The sequence below is a fragment of the Streptomyces sp. NBC_00461 genome, assembly GCF_036013935.1.
Taxonomy (GTDB): Bacteria; Actinomycetota; Actinomycetes; order Streptomycetales; family Streptomycetaceae; genus Streptomyces.
In genome coordinates this window covers 7,759,848-7,783,315 of sequence record NZ_CP107902.1, presented here as the reverse complement: position 1 = coordinate 7,783,315, position 23,468 = coordinate 7,759,848, and the positions used below count along the sequence as shown (strand labels likewise).

Below are 23,468 nucleotides of genomic sequence, written 5' to 3'. Positions count from 1 at the left end.
CGACCATGGCGAACCCGACCGTCCGCAGCCGCGCGATGAACGCGGCCGCCCGCGCGGCGGCCAAGCGCACCCAACGGGTGGAGCCCCTGACGCCGGAGCCGTCGCCCCGGGCCCCCGGGTCCCCTCAGGTCCCCCGGGCCCGCCAGGCGCCTGAGACACCTCAGGCCTCTCGGACATCTCAGGCCTCTCGGGAAGAAGCACCGTCGCCTCCGCCCCGACGCCGGCTGCTCACCGTGGTGGTCGGCGCCCTCCTCGTCGTGGGCCTGGTCGCGGCCTCGGTGCTCGGGTGGCAGTACGCGCAGGAGCGGCGCACGGAGAGCGCCCGGTCGGGGGCCCTCACGGCCGCGCGGACCGCGGCGCCGGTCGTGCTGTCGTACGACTACCGGCATCTGGACCGCGACTTCGCGCGGGCGCGTACGCACCTGACCGGACACTTCCGGGACGAGTACGGGAAGACGACGACGAGTGTGGTCGGGCCGACGGCGAAGAAGTACCACGGGGTGGTGAACGCGACGGTCGCCGCGGCCTCCGTCGCCTCGGCGTCACCGGACAGGGTCACCGTCCTGCTCTTCGTCAACCAGGTCACGCGGAGCACCCAGGTCTCGGGCTCCCGGCTGGACCTGAACCGCGTACGGATGACGATGAACCACACGTCCGAGGGCTGGCAGGTGAGCGCCGTAGACGCACTCTGATCAGCCTCTTCGACGTGCCCCCGCGCATCCGGCGCGGGGGCGTTTTTTGTGCCGACGCCCTTGACAGCTCTCCCCCACCCCAGGCAGTCTTCCATTAAGCAGAAACAAACTTCCGCAATACGAAATAACAAGCCGCCATGGAAGGGAGCGCCGACCCCATGCCAGGTTTTGAACTGGGCACAGCCGCAGACCAGCGCTTCAACGTCAACCTGTCGATCCTCTTCACGGAACTCCCGCTCCTGGAGCGCCCTGCGGCTGCCGCCGCCGCGGGCTTCACCGCGGTCGAGCTGTGGTGGCCCTGGGTCGACTCCCCCACCCCCGGGCAGCCCGAGCTCGACGCCCTGAAGAAGGCGATCGAGGATGCGGGCGTCCAGCTCACGGGGCTGAACTTCTACGCCGGACAACTGCCCGGACCGGACCGCGGCGCCCTGTCCATCCCCGGCGAGGAGTCGGAGAAGTTCCGCGCCAACATCGACGTGGCCGCCGGTTTCGCCGAGTCCCTGGGCTGCAAGGCGCTCAACGCGCTGTACGGCAACCGCGTCGAGGGCGTGGACCCGGCACAGCAGGACGCGCTGGCCCTGGAGAACCTGGTCCTCGCCGCGCGCGCGGCCGATCGCATCGGCGCGATTCTCCTCATCGAGACCCTGAACAAGCCGGAGTCGCCGCTGTATCCGCTCGTGTCCGCCCCGGCGGGCATCGGCATCGTCGACAAGGTCAACGAGGCGACCGGTCTCGGCAACGCGAAGTTCCTCATGGACCTCTACCACCTGTCCATGAACGGCGAGGACCTGCCGTCGGTGATCGAGCGGTACGCCGCGAAGACCGGTCATGTGCAGATCGCCGACAACCCCGGGCGCGGTGCGCCGGGAACGGGGACGCTGCCGCTGGAGGAGCTGTTGGACCAGCTGACGAAGGCGGGCTACGACGGCTGGGTCGGCCTTGAGTACAAGCCGGGCGACCGCCCGAGCGCGGAAGCCTTCGGCTGGCTGCCGGTGGAGCAGCGGGCCGCGCGCTGACAGCACCGTCCGCGGGGGTTGCCCGCCCCCGGGCCCCGCATCGGCCACGCCACATGCCGACCAGCCCCAATCCACAGACGTAGCACCGCAGTTCAGAGAGGTACCCCCAATCATGAGCAACCTCCCCAAGATCGCCTGGATCGGCCTCGGCATCATGGGATCCCCCATGTCCGAGAACCTGATCAAGGCGGGTTACGACGTCACCGGCTTCACGCTGGAGCAGGACAAGCTGGACCGCCTCGCCGCCGCCGGCGGCACCGTGGCCGGGTCCATCGCCGAGGCCGTGAAGAACGCCGACGTGATCGTCACGATGGTGCCGGCGTCGCCTCAGGTCGAGGCGATCGCGTATGGCCCCGACGGCATCCTGGAGAACGCGCGCTCCGGCGCGCTGCTGATCGACATGTCCTCGATCACCCCGCAGACCTCCGTCGACCTGGCGAAGGCCGCCGAGGGCCAGGGCATCCGCGTCCTGGACGCACCCGTGTCCGGTGGTGAGGCCGGCGCCGTCGAGGCCGTACTGTCGATCATGGTCGGCGGCGAGCAGGCGGACTTCGACCTCGCGAAGCCGATCCTCGAAGCGCTCGGCAAGACCATCGTGCTGTGCGGTCCGCACGGCTCGGGCCAGACCGTGAAGGCCGCCAACCAGCTGATCGTCGCCGTGAACATCCAGGCGTGCGCCGAGGCCGTGGTCTTCCTGGAGAAGTCGGGCGTGGACCTGAAGGCCGCCTTGGACGTCCTCAACGGCGGCCTCGCGGGTTCGACCGTGCTGACGCGCAAGAAGGACAACTTCCTCGGCCGCGACTTCAAGCCGGGGTTCCGGATCGACCTGCACCACAAGGACATGGGCATCGTCACGGACGCCGCCCGCAATGTCGGCGCCGCGCTTCCCGTCGGCGCCGTGGTCGCCCAGCTGGTCGCCAGCCTGCGAGCGCAGGGCGACGGCGGCCTGGACCACTCGGCGCTCCTGCGGGCCGTCGAGCGCCTCTCCGGCGCCCAGGTCTGATCCAGGCGCCACAAAAGCTTCCGGGCGGCGCCACCGCTGACATCTGTCCTGTCGCGCCCAGGCGGTGGCGTCGCCCGGAAACCACTTCAACAAACTGTTGACGCTCCGCATGTTCCGAACCTAGGCTCCACAAAGCGGAAATAGTTTTCCGCTGACACCCGCACGGAAGGTCCACGATGTCGAAGCGCGCGCTCACGGCGAGAACTCTCACCACGGAGTCCGGCGCCCCGGTCGCCGACAACCAGAACTCAGCCTCCGCCGGCATCGGCGGCCCGCTCCTCCTCCAGGACCAGCACCTCCTGGAGAAGCTGGCGCGCTTCAACCGTGAGCGCATCCCGGAGCGCGTGGTGCACGCCCGTGGCTCGGGCGCCTACGGCTACTTCGAGGTGACGGACGACGTCGCCGGGTTCACCCACGCCGACTTCCTGAGCGCCGTGGGCAAGCGCACCGAGGTCTTCCTGCGCTTCTCGACCGTGGCCGACTCGCTCGGCGGCGCGGACGCCGTCCGTGACCCGCGCGGCTTCGCGGTCAAGTTCTATACGGAAGAGGGCAATTACGACCTCGTCGGGAACAACACCCCGGTGTTCTTCATCAAGGACCCGCTCAAGTTCCCGGACTTCATCCACTCGCAGAAGCGCGACCCGTTCACGGGCCGCCAGGAGCCGGACAGCGTCTGGGACTTCTGGGCGCACGCCCCCGAGGCCACGCACCAGGTGACCTGGCTGATGGGCGACCGCGGCATCCCGGCGTCGTACCGCCACATGAACGGCTACGGCTCGCACACCTACCAGTGGACGAACGCCGACGGCGAGGCCTTCTTCGTCAAGTACCACTTCAAGACGAACCAGGGCATCCGCAGCCTGTCCGCGGAGCAGGCCGCCGAGATCGTGGGCAAGGACGCGAACTCCCACCAGACGGACCTGCTGCAGGCGATCGAGCGGGGCGTGAACCCGTCCTGGACGCTGTACGTGCAGGTCATGCCCGCGGCGGACGCGGCCGACTACCGCTTCAACCCCTTCGACCTCACCAAGGTGTGGCCGCACCGCGACTTCCCGCTCCAGCGCGTCGGCCGGCTGGTCCTCGACCGCAACCCGGACAACGTCTTCGCCGAGGTCGAGCAGGCCGCGTTCTCCCCGAACAACTTCGTCCCGGGCATCGGCCCGTCGCCGGACAAGATGCTCCAGGGCCGCCTCTTCGCCTACGCGGACGCCCACCGCTACCGCCTGGGCGTCAACCACACGCAGCTCGCCGTGAACGCGCCCAGGGCGACGGTCGCGAGCAACTACGGCCGCGACGGCCTCATGGCGACCAACGCCCAGGGCCGCGAGGCGAAGAACTACGAGCCGAACTCGTACGACGGCCCGGTGGAGACCGGCCGCCCCCTGGCGGCCCCGCTGGCGCTGAGCGGCCACTCGGGCACCCACGAGGCGCCCCTGCACACCAAGGACGACGACTTCTTCCAGGCGGGCGAGCTGTACCGCCTGATGTCCGCCGAGGAGAAGTCCCGTCTGATCGCCAACATCGCCGGCGGCCTCTCACAGGTCTCCCGCGACGACGTGATCGAGAAGAACCTGGCCCACTTCCACGCCGCCGACCCGGAGTACGGCAGGCGTGTGGAGGAGGCGGTCCGCGCCCTGCGCGAGGACTGAGCCTCGACTCAAGCCGCCCGTAACGGCGTTGGACCCGGATGAGGGGTGGTCCGGCGGCGTTCGGGCAGGACCGGGACCGCGGCGGCGTGCGAGCCAGTGCGGTGGTGAAGGTTCCGAGGCGCCCTTCTCGACCTGAGGGAAGGACGCCACCGGTTCTCATCGCATCCGCCGCGGTCCCAGCCACACAGACTCCGTCCGGCGGCGCGAACGTCCTGTCGCGCCCAGCCTCGCACCGCCGGACGGCCACAACCCACCGGGGCGTCAGGCGCCGGATGCGGACGGTCCCGCATCCGGCGCCTTTCGGTGTTCTCGGAGTACGGAGCCTCCGGAGTACGGAGCTTCCGGAGTACGGAGCTTCCGGGGTGCGGAGCGGCACCTTCCGCAGGAGCCTGAAGGCATGGCACATCCAACCGAGCATCCGCACATCGTGGTGCACTCGCCGGCCCTGGACGGGTCCCGGCGGGTCACGGAGGGCGCCGAGACGCTGGGGATCGCCACGCACGTGGACGACGTGGGCGAGATCCTGCGGCTGGCCGATCTCTACGTCACCGACATCGAGCACAGCGACCTCATCGAGTGGCAGGGCGGCGGCCCGGACGACTGGCCGGGCCTGTCGGAACATCACGAGGAGCAGCACGAGGAGCAGCACGAGGAGGCATGAGAACGCGCGTACCGCCCGGGACGTAGGACGTCTACGCGTACCTCAAATCAACCTCTGAACATGGTTCAAGAGGCTTCAACCGCTCCCGCACGCGGGCACATTCATCTCACGCGGGGTCCGCCGACACGGGGGCGGCGGGCCCCGTCCGAAGACGGCGGTCTCAAGACGGCGGTCCGAAGACGGCAGAAGGGCGGCCCGACCTACCGGTCGGGCCGCCCTCGTGGTGTGTGCCGGGTCAGACCTTCAGCGTCCTGATCGAGGTCGGGGCGTGCCCCGGCTCGGTCGCGATCTCCTCGAACTCGACGACGTTGCCGATGTCGTTCGTCTTCGACATGGCGATGTTGGTGACCCGCTCCAGGATCGCCTCGACGACGACCGGGACCTGGTGCTCGGCGGCGAGCTTCTTGGCCTGTTCGAGGGCCGCGCCGAGCTCGGCGGGATCGGTCACGCGGATCGCCTTGCAGCCGAGGCCCTCGACGACCTTGACGTGGTCGACGCCGTAGACACCCAGCTCCGGGGAGTTGATGTTCTCGAACTCCAGGTTGACCTGGAAGTTGATGTCCAGGCCGATCTGCGCCTGGCGGATCAGGCCCAGGTAGGCGTTGTTCACCAGGACGTGGACGTACGGGATCCTGTGCTGCGCCCCCACCGCCAGTTCCTCGATCATGAACTGGAAGTCGTAGTCGCCGGAGAGGGCGACGACCTGCGCCTCCGGGTCGGCCTTGGCGACGCCGAGCGCGGCCGGGATGGTCCAGCCGAGGGGGCCGGCCTGGCCGCAGTTGATCCAGTGGCGCGGCTTGAAGACGTGCAGCATCTGGGCGCCGGCGATCTGCGAGAGGCCGATCGTGGAGACGTACCGGGTCTCGGGGCCGAAGGCCTTGTTCATCTCCTCGTAGACACGCTGCGGCTTGATCGGGATGTCGTCGAAGTGCGTACGGCGCTGGAGAGTCGCCTTCCTCTCCTGTGCCGAGGCGGCCCACGCGGAGCGGTCGGGCAGCTTGCCCGCCGCCTTCGACTCCCGTGCCACCTCGACGAACAGCTCCAGCGCCGCCTTGGCGTCCGATGCGATGCCGTAGTCGGGGGCGAAGATCTTGCCGATCTGGGTGGGCTCGATGTCGACGTGGACGAACGTGCGGCCGGCCGTGTAGACGTCCAGCTTGCCGGTGTGGCGGTTGGCCCAGCGGTTGCCGATGCCGAGGACGAAGTCGGACTCCAGGAAGGTCGCGTTGCCGTAGCGGTGCGAGGTCTGCAGGCCGACCATGCCGGCGTTCAGCTCGTGGTCGTCGGGCAGGACGCCCCAGCCCATGAGGGTCGGGACGACCGGCGTTCCGGTCAACTCGGCGAACTCGACGAGGAGTTCGGCCGCGTCGGCGTTGATGACACCGCCACCGGCGACGATCAGCGGCCGCTCGGACCGGTTGAGGAGGCCGATCGCCTTCTCGATCTGGGCGCGGGTCGCGGCCGGCTTGTAGACCGGGAGGGGCTCGTACGTCTCCGGGTCGAACTCGATCTCGGTGAGCTGGACGTCGATCGGCAGGTCGATCAGGACCGGGCCGGGGCGGCCGGAGCGCATGAGATGGAAGGCCTGCTGGAAGACGCCGGGGACCTGGGCGGCCTCCAGCACCGTGAGCGCCATCTTCGTGACCGGCTTGGCGATCGAGGCGATGTCGACGGCCTGGAAGTCCTCTTTGTGGATCACGGCGGTCGGGGCCTGGCCCGTGATGCACAGGATCGGGATGGAGTCGCCGATGGCGGAGTACAGCCCGGTGATCATGTCGGTGCCGGCCGGCCCGGAGGTGCCGATGCAGACACCGATGTTGCCCGGGTGGGTCCTCGTGTACCCCTCGGCCATGTGCGAGGCACCCTCGACATGGCGGGCGAGGGTGTGGTGGACGCCGCCGGACGCCTTGAGCGCCGCGTAGAAGGGGTTGATCGCCGCGCCGGGCACACCGAACGCGTTGGTGACGCCCTCGCGCTTGAGGATCTCAACTGCCGCGCGGGCAGCGGTCATACGTGCCATCGAGTTCTCCTGCTTCGGCTGTCGGATTCGCACTCCCGTCGCGCCCCGCGGTGAGCTCTTCCGGTTCGACTTCCTACAACTTCCGAATTTCCGCATTGCGGAAAGTCTTTTCTACTATCTGGAAGCAATGTAAGTGCGTGGGAGGAGGCCGTCAAGAGACGGACGAGCGGGGGCGGCCGCCTGGGGAACGATGTGAGTCGCCGCCCGACCGGCACGGGACGGCGACGGCCGTCACCCATCGGGCGTGGGCGGAGGACTGGGGCGCCCTGCGGTGCGGCTCCTGCGGCCGCGGCAACCAGTGGCCGCGGCGGAGCCGGGCTGCTCGTGCGGGACGGTGCCGCGGATCGCCGTCGCCGGGCAGGCGATCGCGGACGAGGCGGGCACGGAGGTCGCCGCCCCCACCCGGGCCCTGCGTCGCCGTCGCTTCCAGCCGGTCACCATCCGCACCGCCCGGGACGCGATGACGGCGGCCGCCGTGTATCCGCGGCGGCTCGGCCACCGGGACATCCGCCGGGCCGACCAGCGGCCCCCGTCCGGCGGAGCCGCTTGTCGATACAGCCCCGCGCCCCCAAGGGGACGCATCACTATTCGCCTATTCGCCGGCGTATTTCTCTCGCAGCTCGATCTTCCGTACCTTCCCGGACACCGTCATCGGGAAGGAGTCGAGGATCTGGAGCCTGCTCGGCACCTTGTAGTGGGCCAGTTGCCCCTCGCAGAAGGCGCGCACGTCCTCCAGGGTCGGCGGCTCGGACGGGTCGTGCGGGATGACGCACGCGAGGACCTCCTCGCCGTAGCGTTCGTGCGGTACGCCCACGACCTGGACGTCCCTGATCCTCGGGTGGCCGTAGAGGAACTCCTCGATCTCGCGCGGGTAGATGTTCTCGCCGCCCCGGATGATCATGTCCTTGATGCGGCCGACGATCTCGACGTACCCGTCCTCGCGCATCACCGCCAGGTCCCCGGTGTGCATCCAGCGGCCGGGGTCGACGGACTCGGCGGTCTTCTCGGGCTCGTTCCAGTAGCCGAGCATCACGCTGTAGCCGCGGGTGCACAACTCGCCCGCGGTGCCGCGGGGTCGGGTCACGCCGGTGGCCGGGTCGACGATCTTGACCTCGATGTGCGGCAGGACGCGTCCCACCGTGCCGGTGCGGTGCTCCAGGTCGTCGTCCCTGCGGGTCTGGAGCGACACCGGGGACGTCTCGGTCATGCCGTAGCAGATGGAGACCTCCTCCATGTGCATCTCGGCGACCACCCGTTTCATCACCTCGACCGGGCAGGGCGAGCCCGCCATGATGCCGGTGCGCAGGGACGTGAGGTCGTAGCTCGCGAAGTCGGCGAGGTTCAGCTCCGCGATGAACATCGTCGGGACGCCGTACAGGGAGGTGCAGCGCTCCCGCTGGACGGCCTCCAGGGTGGCCTTCGGCTCGAACGACGGGCCCGGGATGACCATGCAGGCCCCGTGCGAGGTGGCCGCCAGGTTGCCCATCACCATGCCGAAGCAGTGGTAGAAGGGCACCGGGATGCAGATCCGGTCCTGCTCGGTGTAGGCGACCGCCTCACCCACGAAATAGCCGTTGTTGAGGATGTTGTGGTGGGAGAGGGTGGCCCCCTTGGGGAAGCCCGTCGTGCCCGACGTGTACTGGATGTTGACGGGGTCGTCGCAGGAGAGTTCCTCGTACGGGGCGTCGGGGCCCGCTCGCCCGAGCAGCGCCTCCCAGCTCGGGTCCCCGATGTGGACCGTCTCCCGCAACTGCGGGCACCTGCCCCGCACCTGCTCGACCATCGCCCGGTAGTCGCTCGTCCTGTGGCGGAGCGAGGCGAACAACAGGGAGATCCCCGCCTGTTTGAGGACGTACTCGACCTCGTGGGTGCGGTACGCCGGGTTGATGTTCACCATGATCGCGCCGATCCGGGCGGTGGCGTACTGGACGAGCACCCACTCGGGGCAGTTGACCGCCCAGATACCCACCCGGTCGCCCTTCGCGACCCCGCTCGCGACCAGCGCCCGCGCCAACTCCTCGACGTCCGCCGCGAATTGGGCGTACGTCCAGCGGCGTCCGGACGGTACGTCGACGAGCGCCTCGCGCTCCGGCCAGGCCGCGACCGCCCGGTCCAGGTTGGCGCCGATCGTGTCACCGAGCAGGCTCGTGTCGCTCGTACCGTGTGTGTACGACGACGGAGACGATTCGGAGGTCACCGGAAGTCCTCCTCGCGGTACTCGTCCGCCGAGCCCGCGGCCGTGGCCTCGCGCAGCTCGATCCGGCGGATCTTGCCCGAGACGGTCTTCGGCAGCGGCGCGAACTCCAGGCGGCGGATGCGCTTGTACGGGGCGAGGACCTCTCGGGAGTGCTCGAACAGCACCTTCGCCGTGTCGGGGCCCGGCTGCCATCCCTCGGCGAGGACGACGTACGCCTTGGGCACGGCCAGGCGCAGCTCGTCCGGGGCGGGCACCACGGCGGCCTCGGCGACCGCCTCGTGCTCCAGGAGCGCGCTCTCCAGCTCGAAGGGGCTGATCTTGTAGTCGGAGGCCTTGAACACGTCGTCGGAGCGGCCGACGTAGGTGATGTAGCCGTCGGCGTCCCGCGAACCGATGTCGCCGGTGCGGTAGTAGCCGCCGGCCATCGCCTGCGCCGTACGGTCCGGGTCGCCGTGGTAGCCGGTCATCAGGCCGACGGGCCGCCCCGACAGGTCGAGGGCGATCTCGCCCTCGACGGCACCCGGCGCGCCCGTCACCGGGTCCAGCAATTCGACCCGGTACCCGGGGCTCGGCCGCCCCATCGAGCCGGTCTTGAGCCGCTGCCCCGGGCTGTTGGCGACCTGCACGGCCGTCTCGGTCTGCCCGAAGCCGTCCCGGATGGTGACGCCCCAGGCGCGCCGGACCTGCTCGATGACCTCGGGGTTCAGGGGCTCGCCGGCGGCCACGACCTCGCGCGGCGGGGTGCGCAGCTCGGTCAGGTCGGCCTGGATGAGCATGCGCCAGACGGTCGGCGGGGCGCAGAAGGTGGTGACACCGGCGCGGTCCATCTCGGCCATCAGGCGGCCCGCGTCGAAGCGCGTGTAGTTGTGGATGAAGACGGTCGCCTCGGCGTTCCACGGCGCGAACAGGTTCGACCAGGCGTGCTTGGCCCAGCCGGGCGAGGAGATGTTCAGGTGCACGTCGCCGGGCTGCAAGCCGATCCAGTACAGGGTCGACAGGTGGCCGATCGGGTACGAGGTGTGGGTGTGCTCGACCAGCTTGGGGCGGGCGGTGGTGCCCGAGGTGAAGTACAGCATCAGCGGGTCGTCGGCGAGGGTGGGGCCGTCCGGGAGGAACTCGGCCGGGGCGACGTACGCGTCCTCGTACGGCTCCCAGCCCTCCTCGGGCAGTCCGCCGACGGCGATACGGGTGAAGCCGCCGGGGACGTCGTCGAACTTGGCGGTGTCCTCGGCGCGCACGATCACGTGCCTGACCCGGCCCCGCTCGACGCGGTCGCGCAGGTCGGCGGGGCCGAGCAGCGGGGTGGCCGGGATGACGACGGCGCGCAGCTTCATCGCCGCGAGGGCCGTCTCCCACAGCTCGGCCTGGTTGCCGAGCATGACGAGGATCCGGTCCTCGGCGGCGACGCCCCGCTCGCGCAGCCAGGTGGCCACCCGGTCCGAACGCTCGGACATCTCGGCGAAGGAGACGCGGACCTCGGTGCCGTCCTCCTCGACGATGTGCAGGGCGGTCCGGTCGTTGCCGTCGGCGATGACGTCGAACCAGTCGAGCGCCCAGTTGAAGTGCTCGGGCCGGGGCCAGCTGAAGCCCTCGTACGCCCTCGCGTAGTCCTCGCGGTGCTCCAGCAGGAAGTCCCGCGCGCTCCGGAAGGCCTCCGTCGCCGTCGTCATCTGTGTCCTCCTCATCACCGGACCATTGCCGGGCGGCTCTCTGCCATCGTGTAATCCGTGATGCAGGTCTCACTACCCCCGAACGGGGGTGTGCGCCGCAGGAAAGGGCAAGCAGGTGACAGCAGAAGCGTCCGGGGCGGTCGAGATACGCAACGCGCTGGTACGGCTGCGGCGCACGACCGGGCTGCCGGTCGCCTTCGGCGGGCTGGTGGAGCCGGGACGGCGGCATGTGCGCATCACCGAGCTGAGCGGCAACGCGACCTCCGCGCTGAGCGGCCTCCCGGTGACGTCCGGCAACGGCCTGGGCGGCCGGGCGGTCGCGCGCGCCCGGCCGTGCTCCGTGACGGACTACTCCTCGTCCCGGCAGATCAGCCACGAGTACGACATCCCGGTCGCCCTGGAGGGGCTGCGTTCGATACTGGCGGTTCCGGTGGTCGTACGACGTCGGGTGCGGGGTGTGCTGTACGGCGCTCTGCGCACCGCCCGGCCGCTGGGCGACCGCACCCTGGACGCGGCGATGGAGGCGGCGCGGGACGTGGAGCAGGCGCTGGCCGTCGGGGACGAGGCGCGGAGCCTGGCGGCGGCCGTGCGTGCCGAGCCCGGCGGGGATCCCTCGACGGGCGCCGACTGGGAGCAGGTGCGGGAGGCGCATGCGGCGCTGCGGGCGCTGGCCCCACGGATCGCCGACCCGGCGCTGCGGGCGCAGCTGCTCGGCGTGTGCGGGCTGCTGACCCCGAAGGCGCAGGCCGACGGGGTGGGCCTGGCCCCCCGTGAGCTGGATGTGCTGGCGTGTGTGGCCGCGGGAGCGACGAACGCGGTGGCCGCTCAGCGGCTCGGGGTCCGGGCCGAGACGGTCAAGGGCTATCTGCGGTCGGCGATGCGGAAGCTCGGGGCCCACACGCGCGGGGAGGCGGTGGTCGCGGCTCGCCGGGCGGGGCTGTTGCCGTAGCACCGAGGGGTCCGCTTCGGCGCGGCCCCGCAGTGTCGGCGTTGTATTCATTCGCAGGCGGCTTGAATTTCCGCGTACCGTACCGTTGTTATATCCCTCACGACGTGGTCCGCCCGAAATTCAAAGAGAGGTTGCCTAGAATTTGGCCCGGACACGACACTCGGAGGGGAGCGGTGACCGTGCGACGGGACTTCAAGGAGCCTGCCAGATGCCGCCCCGACCTGGTCATCGGCCGGGCGGAGCTGCTCAGCGCGGCGCGTGAGCAACTCGCCCGCGGCGGCAGCGTGCTGCTCCACGGCCCCGCCGGAATAGGAAAGTCGACCGCTCTGCGGGCATTGGCATCCGAATACGGGACAGCGGCGCACACGGTGTTGCGCTGCTCGGCGACCGAGTCCGAATCCCATCTTCCGTTCCTGGCCCTCGCCGACCTGCTGGGCCTGGTCGTGGACGAGGTGTCCGACAAGCTGCCCGCCGCCCAGCGCACGGCACTGGAGTCGGCGCTCACCGGCCGCGGCGAGTCCACGCTCCAGCGCGACGGCCTCGCCCTGCGGCTCGCCGTCCTGTCGGCGCTGCGCGCCCTCGCCGCCGAGGCGCCCGTCCTCGTCGTGGCGGACGACCTGCAGTGGCTGGACCCGGCGAGCGCGGAGCTCCTCGGCTTCGCCGCCCGCCGCCTCGGCGACACCCGGGTGCAACTGCTGTGCGCGGTACGCACGGAGGGTCAGGAGTACGACCGTCACCTGAGCGCGTCGCCGCCCGACACCCTCGCCGTGCGGCTCGGCGCGCTCTCCCGCGCCCAGGTGTCCACGCTGCTCGACCACCGCGGCTACACCGGTCTGCCGCGTTCCACGGTCCGGGAGATCCACCGCACCAGCGGCGGCAATCCGCTCTTCGCGCTCGAACTGGGCCGCGCCCTTGCCGAGAATCCGACCCCGCCGAGGCCGGGCGAGCCGCTGCCGGTGCCCACCTCGCTGCGCGCCCTCGTCCTGAACCGCCTCGGGATGCTCTCCGACGAGGCCCGCCGCACCCTCCTGGTGGCCAGCGCGGGCGCCCGCCCCACGCTGGCCCTGCTGCGCGCGGCCGGCCGGGACAACGCCGAGGCGGAGACCGCCCAGGCGGCCGAGCTCGGGCTGCTGGCCACCGAGCCGGAAGGTCCCGCCGTACGGTTCGCCCATCCGCTGATCTCGGCCGCGCTGTACGCGGAGGCGCCCGCGCAGGAGCGGCGGGCCGCGCACGCCGCGCTGTCCACGGCGGCCTCCGACCCGATCGAGCGCGCCCGCCATCTCGCCCTCGCGACCACCGGCACCGACCCGGAGGCCGCGGCCCGCCTCGCCGAGGCCGCCGCCCTGGCCCGGGACCGCGGGGCGCCCTCGGTGGCCGCGTCGCTCGGGCTGCTCGCCGCCCGGCACACCCCCGCCGACGGCGAACCGGGCCCGGACGAGCGCCGGCTGCAGGCGGCCGAGGACGCGATCACCGCGGGCGAGGTGGACCTCGCCCGGGACATCGCCCGCGAGGTACTGACCCGGGCCACCACGCCCGCGGACCGGGTGCGGGCCTGGATGGTGGTGATCGAGGCGGCCGGGCAGGCCCTCGGCGACGTCGACACCGTCTACCCGCAGGCGCTGGCCGACGCCGGCGACGACCCGCGGCTGCTCGCCCTGGTCCACTACCAGCTGGCCTGGCGCAGCCTCGTCGTGGACGGCGACTTCGCGGAGGGCCGGCAGGAGGCCGCGCACGCGGCGGAGCTGGCCGCCCGGGGCGGTGACCGCCGCACCGAACTCCTCTCGCTGGCGTTCCAGGCGCAGACCGAGACCCTGATGGGCCATCCGGACGCCCCCGCGACCATCAAGCGTGCCCTGAAGGAGCCTCAGGACCCACAGGTGGCGTGCCACCACAACGGCCCGGGCGCGACCCGCTACCGCTGGCTGATCATGAGCGACCAGCTGCCCGAGGCCCGCAGCACCGTCAACGCGCTGCTGCGCGAGGTGCGCCGGCGCGGCATGGTCGAGAGCGAGGTGCACTTCGTGCGTCTGCTCGCCGAGACCGAACTGCGCTCCGGGCACTGCGGCCGCGCCCTCGACCTCGCCCGCGAGAGCATGCGGCTGGCCCGTGACTCCGGGATCGGCGAGATGCCCTCCGCCGTGCTCGCCTCCATCGCGGAGGCCTCCGGCGGGGACGTGGAACGGGCCCTGACGCTGGGGCGGGAGGCGGTGGAACTGGCCGAGCAGGCAGGCGACCAGATGTACACCTCCCGCGGGCTGACCGCGCTCGGGCACGCCCAGCTGGTCGCCGGGGACGCCGAGGGCGCGGTCCATTCGCTGCGCCGGGTGCGGGAGCTGGAGCACGGGCTCGGCATCACCGACCCGGCGCGCGGCCGCTGGCACGGCGACCTCGCCGAGGCACTCGTACGGATCGGTGCGCTGGACGAGGCACGGCAACTCCTCGACGTGGCCCGCGAACAGGCGCTGCGCCTGGACCGCGAGAGCGTGCTGGCGGTCCTGGACCGGGCCGAGGCACTGATGCGGGCCGCGCGCGGGGAGCACGAGGCCGCCCTCGCCCAGCTGACGTCGGTGCAGGACCGGCTGGCCAAGCTGGGGTACGCGCTGGAGGAGGCACGCGCCGCGTTCGCGCTGGCGTCGCTGCGCACCGACCGGGCGGGGCCGGCGTCGTACGACGAGGCGGCCCGGCTGTTCCGGCGCTGCCGGGCGCTGCCCTGGGTGCGTCAGGTGGAGGCGGCCGCCGTGGCGAGGCGGGTGGAACCGATCAGCCCCCCTGCCGCGTCAGAGGGCCTGGAAGGGCTCGCCGCGATGGAACGTCAGGTCGCCGCACTCGTCATGGAGGGCGCGACCAACCGGGAGATCGCCGCGCGGCTGTTCATCAGTGTGAAGACGGTCGAGGCGACCCTGACCCGGGTCTACCGCAAGCTGGGGATCCGCTCGCGCGTGGATATCGTCCGTTTGGCGGCGCAGCGGCGCGCGAAGTGACGGCGCGCCAGGTTAACTGAACCCGACCGAGGGTTTTCCCTCACCCAACCCCCTAGGGGGTTCCCTCATTGGGAGCCGGGGGTTCCGGGTCCTAGCGTGAGGGGCGTGCCGCTCGCCCGGGCATACGGGGGTCGGTCCCGCGACCCCCGTGCCACCCCCACACCCGCGCGACCCCCCACCGGCAACCCCCACTGAGGAGACTCATGTTCGGGCCAACCCGTGTCAGAAAGACCGCCGCAGTAGTCACGTCGGCCGCCGCAGCGGCCGCCACCGTACTGCTCGGCGCGCCTTCCGCGGCTGCCGCGCCCCAGCCCATCGTGGGCGGCACTACCACCACCACGACGACCTACCCCTTCGTCATGCAGATCACGGACGCCTCGCAGAACCAGTTCTGCGGCGGCACCCTCGTCTCGGCCACCAAGGTGGTCACGGCCGCGCACTGCATGGCCGGCGAGAGCACCAGCAGCGTCCGGGTCGTCGGCGGCCGCACCTATCTGAACGGCACGAACGGGACCGTCAGCAAGGTCAGCAAGATCTGGGTCAACCCGGACTACACGGATGCCACCAACGGCGACGACGTGGCCGTCCTGACGCTGTCGACGGCGATGCCTTACACGAAGGCGTCGTACGTCTCGTCCGCGGACACCTCGGTGTACGCGGCCGGCGCCACCGCCCGCATCCTCGGATGGGGCACCACCTCGGAGAACGGCAGCTCCTCCAACCAGCTGCGGACCGCGACCGTACCGATCGTGGCCGACTCCAGCTGCAAGAGCTCCTACGGTTCGGACTTCGTCCAGACCGACATGGTTTGCGCCGGATACTCAACCGGCGGCACAGACACCTGCCAGGGCGACAGCGGCGGTCCCCTGCTCATCGGGGGCGTCCTGGCAGGGATCACTTCTTGGGGCGAGGGCTGCGCGGAGGCGGGTTACCCGGGTGTGTACACCCGGCTGACCACGTTCTCGAACCTGGTGACCGCGCAGATCACCTCGTGACCCGGAAGACCTCCTGAGCACCCCTCAGGTGAGAGACAAGGGGGCGTTGCGGGCTACCACGAGCAGCCCGCAGCGTCCCCTTTCCATGCGCGCTACTTGTCGGCCGTGAGCTTCCCGGCCGCTCCCCAGCTGTCCGTCGGCACCTCGTGGATCCACACCTGCACGGTCTCGGCCGGGATCTTGTACGCGTCGACGAAGGCGTCCGTGACGCGCTTGACGAGGTCCCGCTTGAGCTCGGTGTCGCGGGGGCCCTGCTGGATGGTGACGATCGGCATGACTGAACTCCCTTGATTACGTTGCCTCTTCGGCTCCGTCTCGGTGGGTCCAGTCCATCGCGTCGGACAGTCCCGACCAAGAGGCAGACCGCGACCGCAGCGATCAGCTCTCGTGATCGCCACAGGCCAGCAGCAGGGTGTCCAGGTGCGGGGGCGGGGTCGCGCGAGGCACGGCGAGGCCCGTCGACAGGGCGAGTCCCGGCGCGCGGAAAGGTACGAAGGCGACGCGGGGGCTGTGCAGTACGCGCGCGTGGGACGCGTAGACGACCGTCCACAGCGGTCGCGTGCCGATGCTGGCGAGGGTGTCCTGGAGGGAGCCGCCCGCCGGTCCGGGCAGCGGCTCGAACCCGGCCTCCTGACAGGCGCCGACGACCAGGTCGACGAGGGCGGGATTGTTGCGGCGCTCGGTGAGGCTCAGGGGCAGCCCGGCCAGTTCCCCGACGCCGATCTCCGCGCGACCGGCGAGCGGATGCGTGGCGGGCAGGGCGGCGACCAGGGGGTCGGGCCACAGCGGCAGCACCCGCACACCCGGCACCGGCTCCACGGCCCGTACGAACGCGGCGTCCAGTTGCCCGCCCGCGACCCGGGCCAGCCGTTCGGCCGCCGGGAGCGAGAACAGTTCGACGGGCACGTCCGGCGCGCGGCGGGCGAACGCGGCGAGCACGCGGTCGAGATGCGTGCCGAGTCCCGTACTGGTGCCGATGCGGAGGCCGGGCGGCGGGGCGACGGCGGCCCGCGCCCGGTCGGCCGCGGCCAGCACCGCCCGCGCCTCGGGCAGCAGCCGCTCCCCCGCCGCCGTGAGCCGCACCCGGCGCGGTGTGCGGTCGAACAGTCCGGCGCCCAGCTCCCGTTCCAACCGCTGTATCTGCATGCTCACCGCGGACTGCACGATGTGCAGCCGCTCGGCCGCCCGGCCGAAGTGCAGCTCCTCGGCGACCGTGACGAAGTAGGTGAGCTGCCGCAGTTCCATGGGACCGACTCTAGAGGGAGCCGGTGGGCGGCTGTTTGAATGAGCGCCCGAGGGGAGTGATACGCATGGTGTCCACGGACCGTTTCCTCGCCTTCGCCGCGATGTCCCTGCTGGTGATCGTGATTCCGGGACCCAGCGTCCTGTTCGTCATCGGCCGGGCGCTCGCCCACGGCCGCCGCACCGCGGTCGCCACGGCGATCGGCAACGTCTTCGGCTCGTACCTGCTGGTGGTGGCGGTCGCGATCGGCATCGGCTCGCTGGTCGAGCGGTCGGTGACGGTCTACCTGGTGGTCAAGCTGGCCGGCGCCGCCTATCTGGTGCACCTGGGCGTACAGGCCTTCCGGCACCGCAGGGAACTGACGGCGGCGGCGATCCGGACAGGACCGACGGGACCGGCCCGCGGCGATCTGCGCACGGTGCTCGACGGCGCGCTCGTCGGGGTGACCAACCCCAAGGGCGTGGTCTTCTTCGCCGCCGTGCTCCCCCAGTTCGTGGACCACACGGCGGGCCGCGTCCCCCTGCAGATGCTGGTGCTCGGCCTGATCCCCATCTCGATCGGCCTGGTCACGGACACCCTGTGGGGCCTCTCCGCCTCGGCCGCCCGCACCTGGTTCGCGCGCTCCGACCGCCGGCTGTCGATGATCGGCGGCGCGGGCGGCTTCGCGATGATCGGGCTGGGCCTGACGGTGGCGGTCACGGGCCGGGCGGACTGAGTGCCACGGGACCCCGGTCCCGAAGGCCCTAGCCGATCACGGTGCCGAAGCGGATGTCGTACGACGTCTGCGGGTGCATGACGGCGAGCATCCGCTGCCCCTCCTCCACGACGTCCGCCCGCTGGGCCTTGGTGAGCCTGCCGAAGGGCTCGACGACGAGCGCGCTCTCCTCCAGCCTCCACACCCCCGCGAGGAAGCCGTCGACCAGGAGCGTGCAGTGGACCATGTTGCCGACCCAGCTGCGGCCCCGGTACTCGGGCGGTACGACCCTGGTGCGGTCGGAGTGGGAGAGGAGCAGGTTGTCGAACTCGGGGAGGAAGCGGGGCGGGGCCGGGGTGTCCGCGTCGGGACGTGGTGCGTCCGGCAGGTCGAAGAGTTCGACGCCGCTCTCGTCCCGGAAGGTGACCAGCTGCGGGCGGAGCCGCTCGAAGGCGTCACGCAGACGGGTCAGACCGGCCCAGGTCTGCATGTCCTTGACGGAGGCGGGACCGAAGGCGGCGAGGTAACGCAGGACGGTCGCATCGGGAGCGGGCGCCGGTTCGGCGGGGCGGCCCAGCCAGTGCTCGGCGGTCGTGAGGGCGACCTGGCCGCTCTTTCCCCACAGCCCGCGCGGGGTGATCTGGACGAGCGGGAGCTTGCAACGGGCGGCGATACCGAGGGACTGGGGGTCGGCATCGGGCCACTCGACGAGGAGGGCCTCGCGCAGCTGCTTCATGGTGCGCGGCTCGGCCTCGACCAGTTCCCGTGCCAGCGCGGCGAGCCGGTCGAGGTCCACACCGGCAAGTCCCGTGCGGAAGTTGGTCAGTTCACGGTCGCGGGCCGCCTGGACGAGCGGGCGCAGGGTGAGGCAGTCGTCGGCGGTGTGGGTGTGGATGGTCGAGCGCATGGTGACGATCCGGACGACCTCGCGGTCCGCCATCAGCCCGGACAACTCCTCGGGCGCGAAGCCGTCGAGGCGGGCGGCGAGCGCGTAGTACGGCGGCTTGACGTTCTGCGCCTGCAGACCGAGCAGATGCCCTACGGCGGCCTCGGCGGACAGCGGCGAGCGGCGCAGCAGGAGCTGCCGGTCGAGGGTCGCCCGGTTGAGGGCGCGGGTGCCGAGCACGGGAGCCGTCGCTGTCGTCTTCGTCATGTCCCGCACGCTATCCGGGCTTGCGGACAAGCTCTGTCCGCAACTCTCACCGAATCCCGGACGCGCGCACCACCCGGGCGCCGTTTGCCCCGTATATCCTGCCCGGGATCACGCCGAATCGCCGGTCACGCCGGTCACAGGTTCGACCCCGGGAGGCAGCCGCATGTCCGAGCGACGTGCCCGTCCGGACTCCAAGAACGGCCGGAAATCCGCCTGGCGCCGCGCACTGACCCCACCGCAGCCGCCGGTGCCGAAAACCCCGCCGTCCGCCGACCCGGCACCCCCGGAGCCGGCGGAGGTCGCCAGCGTCGTCCAGGCGGCGCTGTACCGGGACGGTGTCCGCGTCTCCGCCCCGGACACCCTCGCCGAGACCTTCCGTGAACTGCGCGACCAGCCGTCCGGCATGGCATGGATCGGCCTGGCCCGTCCCACCGAGGCCGAACTCCTTTCCCTGGCTGCCGAGTTCGATCTGCACCCACTGGCGGTCGAGGACGCGATGGAGGCCCACCAGCGTCCGAAACTGGAGCGCTACGGCGACACGCTGTTCGTCGTCCTGCGAGCGGCCCGCTACCTGGACGCCCCGGAGGAGGTCGAGTTCGGCGAGCTGCACGTGTTCGTGGGGGCGGACTTCGTCATCACGGTCCGCCACGGCGCCGCCCCCGACCTCTCCGCGGTCCGCCACCGCATGCAGGAGACACCCGAGCTGCTGAAGCTGGGCCCGGAGGCTGTCCTCTACGCCATTCTCGACGCGGTCGTCGACGGCTACGCCCCGGTCGTCTCCGGCGTCCAGAACGACATCGACGAGATCGAGACCGAGGTGTTCCGCGGCGACCCGGAGGTCTCCCGCCGCATCTACGAACTCTCCCGCGAAATGGTCGAGTTCCAGCGCGCCACCCGCCCCCTGGTCGGCATGCTGCACGGCCTGATCGCCGGCTTCTCCAAGTACGGTACGGACGACGAACTCCAGCGCCACCTGCGGGACGTCGCCGACCACGTCACCCACACCAGCGAACGCGTCGACGGCTTCCGCCAGGCCCTCACCGACATCCTCACGGTGAACGCGACCCTCGTCACCCAGCAGCAGAACGCCGAGATGCGCGCGCTGGCGGAGGCGGGGTTCGAGCAGAACGAGGAGATCAAGCGCATCTCGTCGTGGGCGGCGATCCTCTTCGCACCGACGCTCGTGGGAACTATTTATGGGATGAACTTTGAGCACATGCCGGAGTTGGGGTGGAGCTTCGGATACCCCTTCGCGATCGGCTTGATGGGGGTAGTTTGCGTAAGCTTGTACCTAATTTTCAAGCGGCGGGACTGGCTCTAAGGTCAGGCAATCGCGCCTCCAGCCGCTGCCCCTGTTTGCTCTCGCATATCTCGAAAATGGCGCCGTAACTGGCTTTGGGGAGCCGCTGGGGAGAATTGATGCGGGTGATCTCTTCTCCCTGCTTCCACCGTGCCCCTGACCAGGGATTTTGGCGCCCTCCGGATACTGGGGAGTATCTGGGGAGAAACGACCGGCCTGCACCGCGCCTATCGGCAACGCACCAGGCCGCCGCAGACGCCCACCCTGCGACCTCCACACAGCGGGACAGCGTCAGATGTTGTCACAGACAGTGACATCACCGATCAGAAGCAGGACCAGCCGACTCCTTCTCCCACGACCCCGTCGAGCAGTGCGCCGGCTAATCGCTCAGGGGGAAAACGCGGCCTGCCGTGCCTGGCACACGGCTCAGCGCGACGCCACGCCTCCCGAGCGCGCTGCGCAGCACGCAGCGGTCAGGACCGGGCAACCCAGCGTTCGATCCTCTTCAGAAAAGGTTGCCGCCCGGTCCGAGATTTTTTCGAACCTCGCTGTCGGCCGTGCGCCCTCGGGCGCACGCAGACCGAAACTCCCCTTGCCCAGCGGGCAAGGGGAGTTTCGGTGGGCTTGAACCGGATGCCGGTGTCAGCAGGAGCGCGAGCCCACGAAGCCGACGCGGACGAGCTTCCACTGCTGGTTCACGCCGCCCCAGTCCGAGTACTGGACGATGCCGGTCCCGTCGGCGGAGGAGAAGCCCGGTACCTCGACGGCCTTCCCGCTGTTGCGGTTGATCAACCGGACGTATCCGTCCGGTGAGTCCGCCAACCGGAACTGCTGGTTCACGCCACCGTGGTCGCTCCACTGGTTGATGGCGGCGCTGTCGGCCGTCGACCAGCCGGAGACGTCCAGCAGCTTGCCGGAGTGCCTCGCCTTCAACCGGTAGTAGCCGCCACCGGAATCCACGAACTGGAACTGCTGGTTGGTCCCGTCGTACCGGCCCCACTGCGTGACCGCGGCGCCGTCCGCGGAGCTCGCGCCCGCCACGTCCAGTGCCTTGCCGCTGTTGCGGTTGACTATGACGTACCAGGCGTTCGTGTCCACAGTGGCCGCTTGCGCCGTCGGCGCGCACGCGCGCAAGTCGAAGCGTTCCACCCGCACTTTGCCGCCGAGGACCTTGGTGGCGTGGTTGAAGACGGCGAAGCGGTAGCCCATGAAGAAATTAGGTTTCTCGTTCATGGTGAAGGCCGGGCCGAGCGAGGTGAAGGTGGTGCCGTCGGTGCTGTAGGAGAACGTCGCCTGGCGGCCCGGTCCCGGGCTGATGTCGGCGGTGGCGCGCAGCCAGACGCGGCTGCCGGACGCGGGGAGGTCTGCGCCGGCCTGCTCGGTGCCGGTGCTGCTGGTGTTCCAGCTGGCGTCCATGGTCAGGCCGTCGAACATCACCAGCCTGCTGACGCCGTGCTGCCGCGTGACGCCGATCCAGGCGGAGGTGTCCCGCAGCATCGCCAGCCCGGCCCGGTCGCCGTCCGCCATCCCGGAGCAGTCGAGCACGACGGTCGCGGTGGAGGCGGGGCCCTGGATGCGGCGGGTGAGGGTGTTACGGGCACTGTAGAGGTCGTCGGTGACGGTGGCGGTCCTGAGGGTGAGCCCGTTGTCGACGGTGAACGCGGCGGTGTCGGGGTTGTGGTTCCACTCCCAGTACGGCGCCAGCGCCGTCCCCTCGAAGGTGTCGGCGCCGGTCATCGGCGGGAGCGGGTGCGGGGTGACCGGGTAGGGGTATGTCTCGCCCCACGTGCCGTTGACGGTCTGGAGCTCGGGCCAGCCCTCGGCGTTCCAGGTGACCGGGGCCAGGGCGGGGACGCGGCCGCCGGGATAGGCGTCGATGAAGCCCATGTAGTACCAGTCGCCGTTCGGGGTGTCGACCAGCGAGCCCTGGTGCGGTATGCCGCCGCCGGGGATCGGGCCGGGCAGGTTCAACAGCACCTCCCGCATCTCGTACGGGCCGAAGGGGCCTGAGGTGGACTTCCAGACGTACTGGCCGTTGGGCGGGAGGGTGACGAAGATGTAGTAGTTCCCGTTGATCTTGTAGAAGCGGGAGCCCTCCATCAGGTGCAACGCGTCCGGCTTGGTGAGCACGTGCTCGGACCTGACCTCGGTGCGCATGTCCGGGGCGAGCTGCGCGACGTGGATCTCGTTGGCGCCGTACGCCACGTACGGGGTGCCGTCGTCGTCGAAGAGCAGCCCCGCGTCGTAGTAGATGCTGCCGATCTCGGCGTGCCGGGTCCAGGGGCCCGCCGCGTCGGTGGCGCTGTATACGTACGACCGCTGCCAGCCGATCTGACCCACCCAGTAGAAGGTCTCGTCGCCGGGGCGGTAGCGCATCGAGGACGCATAGATGCCCTGGACGTACGCCCGTCCGCCGTTGAGGTCGTACGCGTCGCCGAAGTCGAGGACCGGCACCGAGTGGCCGATGAACTCCCAGTTGACCAGGTCATAGGAGCGCAGGACGGGCGCGCCCGGCGAGTAGTGCATGGTCGAGCCGGTGTAGTAGTACGTGTCGCCGACGCGGATGACCTCAAGGTCGGCGAAGTCCTGCCAGACCACCGGGTTGGTGAACCGCTCCTGCTGGGCCGTCGTGGCCGCCGCCGCGCGCATCGCGCCCATCGCCGGCAGCGTGGATCCCGCGACCAGGCCGACGGTGGCCGCCATGACTCTCCGGCGGCCGTGGGGGTGTTGGAGCCAGGACATGCGAGATCAGCTTCCTCACGGGTAAGGGGACCGAGAGTCGAAGTTCGAAATATCGGACATCATTCTGAGTGGGGGCCAACTCCTCGTGGTCATGCCGGGAGGCTGTCCCCGTCGGAGCCCGGCCAAGTCCCGACCCCACTCGTTCAGGGGAGGTTGTGCAAGTCCACCCCTGACACACCATCAGCCAACTACACTCCGCACGACGCCCGCGACCAGGCCAGATAGCGAAACGCTGCTGGAGTACCAGTAGGACTCCGTTAGGTCGCTCTGGCTCTGGGGTTCTGGTTGGAGGCGGATGTTCTGGGCAGGGGGCGGTGGCAGGTGGTGCAGGTGCCGGTCCAGCAGTTCAGCAGGTCTTGGCGTCGAGGATCTGGTAGAGGGTGAGCCCGCTGCATCGGCTTTGGGGGCCAGGCGCTGCTCGGTCAGGAACGCGTGGGCGGCGGTGACCAGGGTGACGTGGTGATGCCAGCCGGTCCAGGAGCGGCCCTCGAATCCCGGGACCG

At 70.6% G+C, this 23,468-nt stretch carries 17 protein-coding genes and 2 pseudogenes; 10 read left to right on the top strand and 9 right to left on the bottom strand.

Annotated features, from left to right (window positions below):
• Nucleotides 1-5: 5 nt before the first annotated feature.
• The 5 genes from OG870_RS36080 to OG870_RS36060 all read left to right on the top strand — a co-directional run bounded on the left by OG870_RS36080 (nucleotide 6) and on the right by OG870_RS36060 (nucleotide 5,021).
• Nucleotides 6-692: a hypothetical protein gene (locus OG870_RS36080; protein ID WP_266591017.1), complete on the top strand. Its 687-nt coding sequence runs from the start codon at nucleotides 6-8 to the stop codon at nucleotides 690-692.
• A 158-nt stretch (nucleotides 693-850) separates the two neighbouring features.
• On the top strand, nucleotides 851-1,708 hold the full coding sequence (locus OG870_RS36075; protein ID WP_266591015.1) for a TIM barrel protein: 858 nt from the start codon (nucleotides 851-853) through the stop codon (nucleotides 1,706-1,708).
• A gap of 112 nt (nucleotides 1,709-1,820) precedes the next feature.
• Nucleotides 1,821-2,711: a 2-hydroxy-3-oxopropionate reductase gene (locus OG870_RS36070; protein ID WP_266843441.1), complete on the top strand. Its 891-nt coding sequence runs from the start codon at nucleotides 1,821-1,823 to the stop codon at nucleotides 2,709-2,711.
• Between the two features lie 176 nt (nucleotides 2,712-2,887).
• Nucleotides 2,888-4,360, top strand: coding sequence for a catalase (locus OG870_RS36065; RefSeq protein ID WP_266843443.1), 1,473 nt, complete (start codon nucleotides 2,888-2,890; stop codon nucleotides 4,358-4,360).
• Nucleotides 4,361-4,757: 397 nt separating this feature from the next.
• Nucleotides 4,758-5,021, top strand: a complete 264-nt coding sequence (locus OG870_RS36060; RefSeq protein WP_266591009.1) for a hypothetical protein — start codon at nucleotides 4,758-4,760, stop codon at nucleotides 5,019-5,021.
• Between the two features lie 235 nt (nucleotides 5,022-5,256).
• Here the strand turns inward: OG870_RS36060 and gcl are convergent, their stop codons facing one another.
• The 3 genes from gcl to OG870_RS36045 all read right to left on the bottom strand — a co-directional run bounded on the left by gcl (nucleotide 5,257) and on the right by OG870_RS36045 (nucleotide 10,908).
• Complete coding sequence (gene gcl, locus OG870_RS36055; RefSeq protein WP_266523586.1) at nucleotides 5,257-7,041, bottom strand: glyoxylate carboligase; 1,785 nt, start codon at nucleotides 7,039-7,041, stop codon at nucleotides 5,257-5,259.
• Nucleotides 7,042-7,633: 592 nt separating this feature from the next.
• Nucleotides 7,634-9,238: an AMP-binding protein gene (locus OG870_RS36050; RefSeq protein ID WP_266591007.1), complete on the bottom strand. Its 1,605-nt coding sequence runs from the start codon at nucleotides 9,236-9,238 to the stop codon at nucleotides 7,634-7,636.
• On the bottom strand, nucleotides 9,235-10,908 hold the full coding sequence (locus tag OG870_RS36045; RefSeq protein WP_266523580.1) for an AMP-binding protein: 1,674 nt from the start codon (nucleotides 10,906-10,908) through the stop codon (nucleotides 9,235-9,237). The genes OG870_RS36050 and OG870_RS36045 overlap by 4 nt, the downstream gene beginning before the upstream one ends.
• 115 nt (nucleotides 10,909-11,023) lie before the next feature.
• On the opposite strand from OG870_RS36045, the gene OG870_RS36040 reads away from it, so the two are divergent.
• From OG870_RS36040 to OG870_RS36030, 3 genes are all read left to right on the top strand, one after another.
• Nucleotides 11,024-11,857 carry a helix-turn-helix transcriptional regulator gene (locus tag OG870_RS36040; RefSeq protein ID WP_266523578.1) on the top strand — a complete coding sequence of 278 codons (834 nt, stop codon included), beginning with the start codon at nucleotides 11,024-11,026 and terminating at the stop codon, nucleotides 11,855-11,857.
• 173 nt (nucleotides 11,858-12,030) lie between these two features.
• Nucleotides 12,031-14,838, top strand: coding sequence for a helix-turn-helix transcriptional regulator (locus OG870_RS36035; RefSeq protein WP_266591005.1), 2,808 nt, complete (start codon nucleotides 12,031-12,033; stop codon nucleotides 14,836-14,838).
• A gap of 203 nt (nucleotides 14,839-15,041) precedes the next feature.
• A complete protein-coding gene (locus OG870_RS36030; protein WP_266591003.1) occupies nucleotides 15,042-15,833 on the top strand; it encodes a S1 family peptidase in 792 nt (263 codons plus the stop codon).
• Nucleotides 15,834-15,925: 92 nt separating this feature from the next.
• Here the strand turns inward: OG870_RS36030 and dmpI are convergent, their stop codons facing one another.
• Nucleotides 15,926-16,108 carry a 4-oxalocrotonate tautomerase DmpI gene (gene dmpI, locus OG870_RS36025; RefSeq protein ID WP_266523572.1) on the bottom strand — a complete coding sequence of 61 codons (183 nt, stop codon included), beginning with the start codon at nucleotides 16,106-16,108 and terminating at the stop codon, nucleotides 15,926-15,928.
• Nucleotides 16,109-16,211: 103 nt separating this feature from the next.
• Complete coding sequence (locus OG870_RS36020; RefSeq protein ID WP_266523570.1) at nucleotides 16,212-17,078, bottom strand: LysR family transcriptional regulator; 867 nt, start codon at nucleotides 17,076-17,078, stop codon at nucleotides 16,212-16,214.
• A gap of 65 nt (nucleotides 17,079-17,143) precedes the next feature.
• Here OG870_RS36020 and OG870_RS36015 point away from each other — a divergent pair, with 65 nt between their 5' ends.
• Complete coding sequence (locus OG870_RS36015; protein ID WP_266843449.1) at nucleotides 17,144-17,791, top strand: LysE family translocator; 648 nt, start codon at nucleotides 17,144-17,146, stop codon at nucleotides 17,789-17,791.
• A 28-nt stretch (nucleotides 17,792-17,819) separates the two neighbouring features.
• On the opposite strand, the gene OG870_RS36010 is transcribed toward OG870_RS36015, so the two are convergent.
• A complete protein-coding gene (locus OG870_RS36010; RefSeq protein ID WP_266590978.1) occupies nucleotides 17,820-18,923 on the bottom strand; it encodes a winged helix DNA-binding domain-containing protein in 1,104 nt (367 codons plus the stop codon).
• Between the two features lie 163 nt (nucleotides 18,924-19,086).
• Here OG870_RS36010 and OG870_RS36005 point away from each other — a divergent pair, with 163 nt between their 5' ends.
• Entirely contained in the window at nucleotides 19,087-20,244 is a 1,158-nt protein-coding gene (locus tag OG870_RS36005; RefSeq protein WP_266590976.1) for a magnesium and cobalt transport protein CorA, read from the top strand.
• Between the two features lie 621 nt (nucleotides 20,245-20,865).
• Here the strand turns inward: OG870_RS36005 and OG870_RS36000 are convergent.
• From OG870_RS36000 to OG870_RS35990, 3 genes and pseudogenes are all read right to left on the bottom strand, one after another.
• Entirely contained in the window at nucleotides 20,866-21,321 is a 456-nt protein-coding gene (locus tag OG870_RS36000) for an RICIN domain-containing protein (protein ID WP_266523856.1), read from the bottom strand.
• A gap of 33 nt (nucleotides 21,322-21,354) precedes the next feature.
• Nucleotides 21,355-22,965: pseudogene (locus tag OG870_RS35995) on the bottom strand (glycoside hydrolase family 43 protein); the annotation flags it as partial.
• A gap of 357 nt (nucleotides 22,966-23,322) precedes the next feature.
• Nucleotides 23,323-23,457 (bottom strand): annotated as a pseudogene (locus OG870_RS35990) (IS701 family transposase); the annotation flags it as partial.
• Nucleotides 23,458-23,468: the final 11 nt, after the last annotated feature.

Excerpts from the sequence above, each read along its gene's own strand:
- OG870_RS36015 (WP_266843449.1), top strand. The coding sequence starts at position 17,144 with ATGGTGTCCACGGACCGTTTCCTCGCCTTCGCCGCGATGTCCCTGCTG.
- OG870_RS36065 (WP_266843443.1), top strand. The coding sequence starts at position 2,888 with ATGTCGAAGCGCGCGCTCACGGCGAGAACTCTCACCACGGAGTCCGGC.
- OG870_RS36020 (WP_266523570.1), bottom strand. The coding sequence starts at position 17,078 with ATGGAACTGCGGCAGCTCACCTACTTCGTCACGGTCGCCGAGGAGCTG.
- OG870_RS36075 (WP_266591015.1), top strand. The coding sequence starts at position 851 with ATGCCAGGTTTTGAACTGGGCACAGCCGCAGACCAGCGCTTCAACGTC.
- gcl (WP_266523586.1), bottom strand. The coding sequence starts at position 7,041 with ATGGCACGTATGACCGCTGCCCGCGCGGCAGTTGAGATCCTCAAGCGC.
- OG870_RS36045 (WP_266523580.1), bottom strand. The coding sequence starts at position 10,908 with ATGACGACGGCGACGGAGGCCTTCCGGAGCGCGCGGGACTTCCTGCTG.
- OG870_RS36030 (WP_266591003.1), top strand. The coding sequence starts at position 15,042 with ATGTTCGGGCCAACCCGTGTCAGAAAGACCGCCGCAGTAGTCACGTCG.
- OG870_RS36070 (WP_266843441.1), top strand. The coding sequence starts at position 1,821 with ATGAGCAACCTCCCCAAGATCGCCTGGATCGGCCTCGGCATCATGGGA.
- dmpI (WP_266523572.1), bottom strand. The coding sequence starts at position 16,108 with ATGCCGATCGTCACCATCCAGCAGGGCCCCCGCGACACCGAGCTCAAG.
- OG870_RS36010 (WP_266590978.1), bottom strand. The coding sequence starts at position 18,923 with ATGACGAAGACGACAGCGACGGCTCCCGTGCTCGGCACCCGCGCCCTC.
- OG870_RS36080 (WP_266591017.1), top strand. The coding sequence starts at position 6 with ATGGCGAACCCGACCGTCCGCAGCCGCGCGATGAACGCGGCCGCCCGC.
- OG870_RS36005 (WP_266590976.1), top strand. The coding sequence starts at position 19,087 with ATGTCCGAGCGACGTGCCCGTCCGGACTCCAAGAACGGCCGGAAATCC.
- OG870_RS36060 (WP_266591009.1), top strand. The coding sequence starts at position 4,758 with ATGGCACATCCAACCGAGCATCCGCACATCGTGGTGCACTCGCCGGCC.